Here is a 6,744-nt window from a genome sequence, read left to right on the forward strand (position 1 = left end):
CAGGCCCGCGATCATCGCCAGGAAAGTCAGCAGCGGCAGCATCACCAGCAGGGCCAGCAGCCGGGGCAGGGGGGGCCGGGAGCGAGCAATGCCACTGCGCTGGAGAAGCATGAACCCGAAGCGATCGCAGAATACCTAGCCAACCTGCAACCGCGTGCGGCGTCCTTGCCTTGGTCCGCGCCGATCTATGACGGGCGCTCGGCGGTGGCCCAGCCTCGCGTGTTCTGCATCACATCGGGTGAGGGGCGCAACGGCTCGGGCGAGTGGTCAGCCGGTTCCTATCACTGCCAGACAGAGCAGGGCACGCGCGTGCACATGCCCGAAGCCGAGGCCCGGATGATTGCCCGCTGGGGTGAGCCTTACAATCCTTACAAGGCCCCCAGGGCGGAATCTATCGGCGCTGGGTCCAGCCAGCAGCCTACCGCGATGGTCGAGACCGTTGATAGGCCGGTTGAGGTTCGCGGCGGTGCTGGCACTGTCGGCAGGCCGCTGGTAGATCGTCAGTTCGGGACTATTACGCGGCCTGTTCTTTGATCAAAGGGGAATTTTTATGGAAATTGATTGGTCTCTTGCTTTGAGCATCGCTGCCGGGCTGATCGTCTATCGGTTGGTTTGGTCTGTCATCGCCGGGGTTGTGGATGGGCTGTTCGGTGACTGGCTTGTTCGGCGTGGGGCACACCCTTACCGGCGTTAGTAGAGGCCTGGAACCATCACCCGCCCGGTGATGTAGTCAGCAGCGCCGGCCTGTTCCGGCCCATCCGTTGGGAATCTTGCGCAGGATTTGGCCGGCCATGCATCGTTCCTCTGCGTCAAGCTTCGCCGGTGCAGGTGTCGCGGATTGCGGTTGATCCTGATACCGGTAGACCACAATTTCCTCTGGTGACTTCGATCGCTCCAGCATCAGCGCCTGATGGTGGTCGTTCGCCTTGACCCGCCAGTTGTAGAACCACGCTGCGTTGGTGATCGCCAGCGCCGCCAGCGTCATATAGGCGATGGCCTGCCATCGGCCCAAATGGTCAACCTGTCCCCGCATCGAAATATCCCCCTGATTGCCAGGGGGCAAGATAACAGCCGGAGCCGCTGCGGGCCTTGTCCTCGTCGCCCGCGCCGGTGCGCTCTCCATTGCACGCTTGCAACGTGACTCGGGCGGTTGGCAGGTCTTTCTGTACCAGCACAACGCCGGCAGCCGAACCAACGCTGAGCGGGCGTTGATCGAAACGGCACGCGGTGAACCGCGCATTTGGGCGAGCCTGGACACGGTTTATCGCTGGCTGCGGGCACTGCCGTCGCTGGAGCCGGTGTTCATCGAGATTGACGACTGACCGCAGCCATCGCGGGTCATCGTGGTCGAGGTGCTGGGCCACGGTCCGCAGGCCTGACCACGGCGACCGCTTCTGCCGGCGTGGCTCCCGGTCCGGTTGCGTGGAGCTCCACGCGTGACCAAGTGGCCGGCCTGCATCCATGAAGACGCTTTTCAGCGCGGCCGGGAAATTTCGAGGATCTGATCGGGCCTCGTAAGTTATTGGCCCATCAGTAGAAAATCCGCATGTGTCGCCACATCCACCTGTCAAGTGTGTGCGGGGCGATGCGCTCTCCAGCCGGGTTGATCAGCCACCGACCGGCGAAGCGCCAGCCGGTCCATGGTCCAGGCAGATGGTGATGGTTGTGGACGGTTCGGCTGTAGTTCTCGCGGGCGCACCAGTTGGGACAGGGTGCGCCTTCAGGCCAGCAAGGCGGGTGCATGCAAGGCTCCAAAGCGGCGGCCCATGGTCGCAAAGCGTGCGACCAGCCTTCGCAGCCAACTGCGCATAATGTATATTATGTAAAGAGAGCGGATAGGACTGACTGTAGAAGCTGGTCGCTTGAGTTCCTGGCCAATCGCAGAATTCCACGCCACCTGATCTTTTGGATTGCCCCCATTGTCCAAGACTGCCATAGCGGGCTCGCTGCGTAACGCTAGAACCCTCTCAGACAAGCGCACCGAGCGACGCCGCTACTCGCGCATGCAGCCCACCTTCCTGGCGATCAAGCCGATAGTCCCCCACTGCGCCCCTGGTCCCCTTGGTGCTCCAGCAGGATCCGCACTGTCCGCTCGTCGGGCTCGGTGGAACACCATATTTTGGGTCTTCTACAAGGCTTCACCCTCTCAAAGGGTGGAAGCTCCGAAATCCGCCGTGGCTCGCCGCCTGTTGACATTCGTGGGTGGGAGCTGTATAGAGATCGATCCTAGTAAAAGGATTTTACTAATGAAGAAAATTTCGAAGCTTCCGAGTCTTGGACTGTCCATGTTGGCGCTCGGCACCGCAGCTTGCGGGGACGAAGATTATGTCGAGAAGCAACGCGTATATGGCGAGATCACTCAGAACGACTACAAGGTTGGATTCGAATGGTCGCGTGAGTATGGAGGTGGTGGTGGAGGTCCAACCCCATCCCCGCCACCGCCGCCTAGCCCCGATCCACCAAGCCCCCCCAACCCCGGTGGACCTGGCGGCGGAGGCGGGGGCCGCGATCCGGGCGAGCCTCAACTGCCATTCGGTATGGGTGGCGCTCTGAGGGCAATGTTAGCGTCGACTGATGTTCTTCCCGATGCAGCGGCATTCGCTATTGATGTCTCTGGATCGACTCTGACGTATCCGCAGAGCGGGATGGGTGTATTCACCTTGAAGCGGGCGGACAACTACATTGTGGCTTCCCAAGCGTTCGCATGGACCAAAGTCGGTACGCTGATAAAGTTCACCAACCCGGATGCCGTCAACACTTGGGCTTATTCCAATCTGGGTGACGCTACGCAGTTTTCTTTTGAGACAAACTCATTTAGCCCGAACTTCACGGGAACTAGGGTCGTTTCGCTTGCCTCAAAGTACGAGGGCCAGACTACCAGTTCCTTCCACACGTTGGTATCTGGGGAGTGTCAAGGCGTCACCCAGCATCAATGCATGATTCAATAATCAGAGGATGGAGCAAGCGGGGTATGTCCCCGCTTGCACTCCTCCTCATTTTCCTGCTTCCTGGATGCGTATCTTTCGATAGCAGCCGTTATGAGGGTGTGTCAAGATTCGGGGCGAATGGTCAAACCATCGCGCGCCTCGGCCCCTTCTTCCGTTCCAAGTCGATGTACTTCATCCCTGGGCAAGCCGAATCTAAAAAGCCGTCCCAACGAGTTCAGTGTGCCGATAAGCGCGTCCAGCTTCGCCTAGTCCTTGGCGACGAAAAGTCGTTGCACTACGCGGATGAGCTATGCGAAGCCGCATCGGCTGCACTAGTTTTTCTCGATCGCCAGATGGGTAAGGCGGACGTTCGCTTCAGGATCGACGTAATTCCCGAAGGACTGTCGCGGAGCTTCCTGGGAACCCGCTATGGGAAATATCCAAACCTTACTTTTGCGATCCCTTACTTCCCTGATCGCGAATTGATGTTGCGAAACGTCATCGACCTCATTGGGCACGAGGGTTTCCATGTCTACGCGTCCATCTCGGGCCAAGAGCTTCGCTCTTCTAATGAATTTATTGCTTACATGCACGGGCTGTGTGCGCAGCTTGACGTCATCGGGAACATTCACGAAGGCTTCCTCCCCGGTGCCGCAATGCAACTACAGGTGGCGTCCTCTTCTGCCGCCGAGGCCACCAGACAATTTATCGAACCGCTGCTCGAGAACGGATCCATTCGCGTGAACACTGCGAGCGCGTTGCAGATCATCGAACGCTGCGAAGCTGATGAGTAGATCTCTCGATCAGCACGTCGCCGGCGGATTGGTCGCGTTTGCCTCAAGGCACCTCAGAGCTGCAGCGGGGCTCGTAGGAACGATTGGTTTGACAGTATGGATTCTGAGGGAGACCGGAGAATTCTATCGAACTTCGTTTTTCGGATTTGTCCTCGGCCTGTCCTTGCTCTATGGCGTACAGTTCCGAGGATTACTCCGCGGTGATGATTCGGTCAGTTGGTCCGGCGCACTTGTGTTATCGACAGCCTGGATCGCTGGCGCAGGGTTCTTTCTTTACGGGTGGCCTACCACGCTCAAGATCTTCGACGCGTTCGTTGCTTCACTCGCGCTGATCTACATTGCAGCAAAGCTTGGATGCCATCGCATTGGGTGCTGTGGCTGGAAAATATCCTTGCGCGCCCTCCCATCGCTCCCCCTTCTAGAGGTCGTGTTAACTGCGCTTTTCGCCATTTCAGCCTGCCTCCTATCTTCAGTGCTCGAGCTCAAAGACGGCAGTGCGTCCGTGCTATTCATGGCCTCGCATGTCGCTGGATGGAGGCTTTCTCAGAAGTTTAGGAACCCAGCAGCATCTGACTAGCATGCGACCTTGCAGCCTGAAACCGCTATGAGTCAAGCGAGAGACGAGGGCGCACTCACCATCTATTGGTCCTAAAGCCTAGTGCACATCACCTATCTGTTAGCCAAGGAGATCATGCACCGCCTTAGCGTGGGCTCCGAGTGGGCGATACGCCCGGGAAAGATGAAATGGATGACTGCCGGCACCGACATCACTCATTTGAGCGCTTTGAGGAGCTGCGCACCAACGGCTATCGATGGCATTCAAACTTGGGTAGCCCTGCCCAATGAGCGGGAAGAAATGAATCCGGGCTTCTCGCCTTCCACCAAGAACGTTCTGCCGGTGCTCGACGACGATGGCGTGTCGGACCCTTGGTCGCCGTGCGCCTAGCGACAACGCCATTGGAGCGCGCCGCCTGACTAGGGGGACGATGCCGCCATTGGCCGCAACGACGCCGTGGATCGATCCAGGGTGTTTGTCCAACGCTCGGCCAATGTCGCTTAGCGACTGCCCGATCTTCCACCTACGCCAGACCTCTGCTTTCTGAGCACCTGATAGCCCAGGACGTCTCGTTCGCGCCATTGAGTTCACCTTCCAAGTCAGCACAATAGTAAGGGCTGTTGAATTGACCGGTTGAACTCACCGCGGCGTACTTTGCCAAGCAGTCCGGGTGAAGTACGCCTTCATGCGCAAACACGAGCAGGAATTTCGGGTGCGCAGCATGTGTCGGGTCCTGGACTTGCACCCCAGTGGCTACTACGCGTGGCGTCGCGCACCGCTATCGGCGCGGGCCAAAGAGGACAAGCGCATCCTGGGCCTGATCAAACAGTCCTGGTTGGAGAGCGGAACCGTCTACGGCTACCGCAAGGTCACCCGGGATTTGCATGATCTTGGAGAGGTCTGCGGCAAGCACCGCGTCGCGCGACTGATGCGCGACGAGGGCCTCAGGGCGCAGGTAGGTTATTCCCGCCGCCCCGGCATGCGGGGTGGCAAGCCGGCCGTCGTGGCCCACAACCACCTGGCGCGGCAATTCGACCCAGTCGCTGCCAACCGCGCCTGGGTCACCGACATCACTTATATCCGCACGCACGAAGGGTGGCTGTACCTGGCGGCAGTGATGGACCTGTTCTCCCGGAAGATCATTGGCTGGGCCATGGGATCGACCATGCATACCGACCTGGTATTGCAGGCATTGATCATGGCGGTGTGGCGGCGCAAGCCTCCCCGCGGCGTGCTCGTGCATTCCGACCAGGGAACGCAGTACACCGGACACGACTGGCAGGACTTCCTGAAGGCGCACGGTCTGGTCAGCAGCATGAGCCGACGTGGCAACTGCCATGACAACGCGGTCGCCGAGAGCTTTTTCCAGCTCCTCAAGCGCGAGCGCATCAAGCGCCGGATCTATCCGACTCGCGAGGATGCTAAGTCGGACGTCTTCCACTACATCGAGATGTTCTACAACTCCAGAAGGCAGCACGGCCACAATAACGGCCTGTCTCCGGTAGAGTTCGAAAAGCGGCAATCACTTTGAGGCTTCGGGGTGTCTACAGAAGCCGGGGCGATTCACATCGGTTTAGCGTCCGCTGCAGGCCAATTCGCCACCTTGGAGATGACAATGAAAACGTACAAAGTGGGCTACCTGGTCGGTAGCCTCGCTACCGAATCGATCAACCGCAAGCTCGCCAGCGCGCTGTTCAAACTGGCCCCGGAGCAACTCCAGTTCCAGGAGATCCCGTTCAAGGATCTGCCGCTGTACAGCTATGACTACGACGACGACTACCCCGAGGTCGGCCGCAAGTTCAAGAAGGCGATCGAGGCCTCGGACGCGATCCTCATCATCACCCCGGAATACAACCGGTCGGTGCCGGGCGCACTCAAGAACGCCATCGATTGGGCCAGCCGGCCCTGGGGCACGAACTCCTTCGCCAACATCCCTTCGGGCGTGATCGGTACCTCACCGGGCTCTATCGGGACCGCCGTGGGCCAGCAACACCTGCGCAGCATCCTGGGCTTTCTCAACTCCCCACAGATGAACGCGCCGGAGGCCTATATCCAGTTCAAGGACGGGATGATCAACGAGGCCGGCGAGATCGCGGATGATTCCACGGCGAAATTCCTTCGAGACTACCTCAAGGAGTTCCACGACTTCATCGCCCGCGTCCTGACGGTTCTTCCCAGGGGTGCCTGACTGCTCATCACCCATCAGGACAGCCTGGGCAACAAGGGCCAGACCAAGGCCGGCGACGTGCAGGTGATGAGCGCGGCTGGATGATCACTTCTCCAAGGCCCGGGCATTTCGGGCCTCTATACATCTAACGTCCTTGCAACATATCGGGGGGCATCATCTTCCCGGTACCTGCCGAGAAGGAGACCTCGCATGGCAAAGAAAGAAGACAGACACGTGACCGGTTCGACCATGAGCACCGGCGCGCCCGCGCCCAGCGACCGCAATTCGCTCACCATCGGG

Annotated in this window: 8 protein-coding genes and 2 pseudogenes; 8 read left to right on the forward strand and 2 right to left on the reverse strand. The window is 59.4% G+C overall.

Features of this window, described 5'->3' with window-relative positions; translation table 11 throughout:
* Window positions 1–534: pseudogene (locus ACW7G2_RS13905) on the forward strand (hypothetical protein); the annotation flags it as partial.
* A gap of 196 nt (window positions 535–730) precedes the next feature.
* Here the strand turns inward: ACW7G2_RS13905 and ACW7G2_RS13910 are convergent.
* Window positions 731–1,033 carry a hypothetical protein gene (locus tag ACW7G2_RS13910; protein WP_456976804.1) on the reverse strand — a complete coding sequence of 101 codons (303 nt, stop codon included), beginning with the start codon at window positions 1,031–1,033 and terminating at the stop codon, window positions 731–733.
* 97 nt (window positions 1,034–1,130) lie between these two features.
* On the opposite strand from ACW7G2_RS13910, the gene ACW7G2_RS13915 reads away from it, so the two are divergent.
* A complete protein-coding gene (locus ACW7G2_RS13915; protein ID WP_456976806.1) occupies window positions 1,131–1,322 on the forward strand; it encodes a hypothetical protein in 192 nt (63 codons plus the stop codon).
* 208 nt (window positions 1,323–1,530) lie between these two features.
* Here ACW7G2_RS13915 and ACW7G2_RS13920 read toward each other — a convergent pair whose 3' ends face one another.
* Window positions 1,531–1,743, reverse strand: a complete 213-nt coding sequence (locus tag ACW7G2_RS13920) for a DUF3653 domain-containing protein (RefSeq protein WP_456976808.1) — start codon at window positions 1,741–1,743, stop codon at window positions 1,531–1,533.
* A gap of 503 nt (window positions 1,744–2,246) precedes the next feature.
* On the opposite strand from ACW7G2_RS13920, the gene ACW7G2_RS13925 reads away from it, so the two are divergent.
* The 6 genes and pseudogenes from ACW7G2_RS13925 to ACW7G2_RS13950 all read left to right on the forward strand — a co-directional run bounded on the left by ACW7G2_RS13925 (window position 2,247) and on the right by ACW7G2_RS13950 (window position 6,549).
* Window positions 2,247–2,948 (forward strand): hypothetical protein, encoded by a 702-nt coding sequence (locus tag ACW7G2_RS13925; protein ID WP_456976810.1) that lies wholly within the window; start codon window positions 2,247–2,249, stop codon window positions 2,946–2,948.
* Between the two features lie 23 nt (window positions 2,949–2,971).
* Window positions 2,972–3,721, forward strand: coding sequence for a hypothetical protein (locus ACW7G2_RS13930; protein WP_456976812.1), 750 nt, complete (start codon window positions 2,972–2,974; stop codon window positions 3,719–3,721).
* A 658-nt stretch (window positions 3,722–4,379) separates the two neighbouring features.
* Window positions 4,380–4,667 (forward strand): pirin family protein, encoded by a 288-nt coding sequence (locus tag ACW7G2_RS13935; protein ID WP_456976814.1) that lies wholly within the window; start codon window positions 4,380–4,382, stop codon window positions 4,665–4,667.
* A 253-nt stretch (window positions 4,668–4,920) separates the two neighbouring features.
* Window positions 4,921–5,808, forward strand: a pseudogene (locus ACW7G2_RS13940) (IS3 family transposase); the annotation flags it as partial.
* 84 nt (window positions 5,809–5,892) lie between these two features.
* Window positions 5,893–6,465 (forward strand): NADPH-dependent FMN reductase, encoded by a 573-nt coding sequence (locus ACW7G2_RS13945; RefSeq protein ID WP_456976816.1) that lies wholly within the window; start codon window positions 5,893–5,895, stop codon window positions 6,463–6,465.
* 6 nt (window positions 6,466–6,471) lie between these two features.
* On the forward strand, window positions 6,472–6,549 hold the full coding sequence (locus tag ACW7G2_RS13950; RefSeq protein WP_456976818.1) for a pirin family protein: 78 nt from the start codon (window positions 6,472–6,474) through the stop codon (window positions 6,547–6,549).
* Window positions 6,550–6,744 lie beyond the last annotated feature (195 nt).

It is taken from the genome of Luteimonas sp. A277, from assembly GCF_054052045.1.

Bases quoted from the DNA above. Each gene is read 5' to 3' on its own strand.
- ACW7G2_RS13910 (WP_456976804.1), bottom strand. From the start codon at position 1,033: ATGCGGGGACAGGTTGACCATTTGGGCCGATGGCAGGCCATCGCCTAT.
- ACW7G2_RS13920 (WP_456976808.1), bottom strand. From the start codon at position 1,743: ATGCACCCGCCTTGCTGGCCTGAAGGCGCACCCTGTCCCAACTGGTGC.
- ACW7G2_RS13925 (WP_456976810.1), top strand. From the start codon at position 2,247: ATGAAGAAAATTTCGAAGCTTCCGAGTCTTGGACTGTCCATGTTGGCG.
- ACW7G2_RS13930 (WP_456976812.1), top strand. From the start codon at position 2,972: ATGTCCCCGCTTGCACTCCTCCTCATTTTCCTGCTTCCTGGATGCGTA.
- ACW7G2_RS13945 (WP_456976816.1), top strand. From the start codon at position 5,893: ATGAAAACGTACAAAGTGGGCTACCTGGTCGGTAGCCTCGCTACCGAA.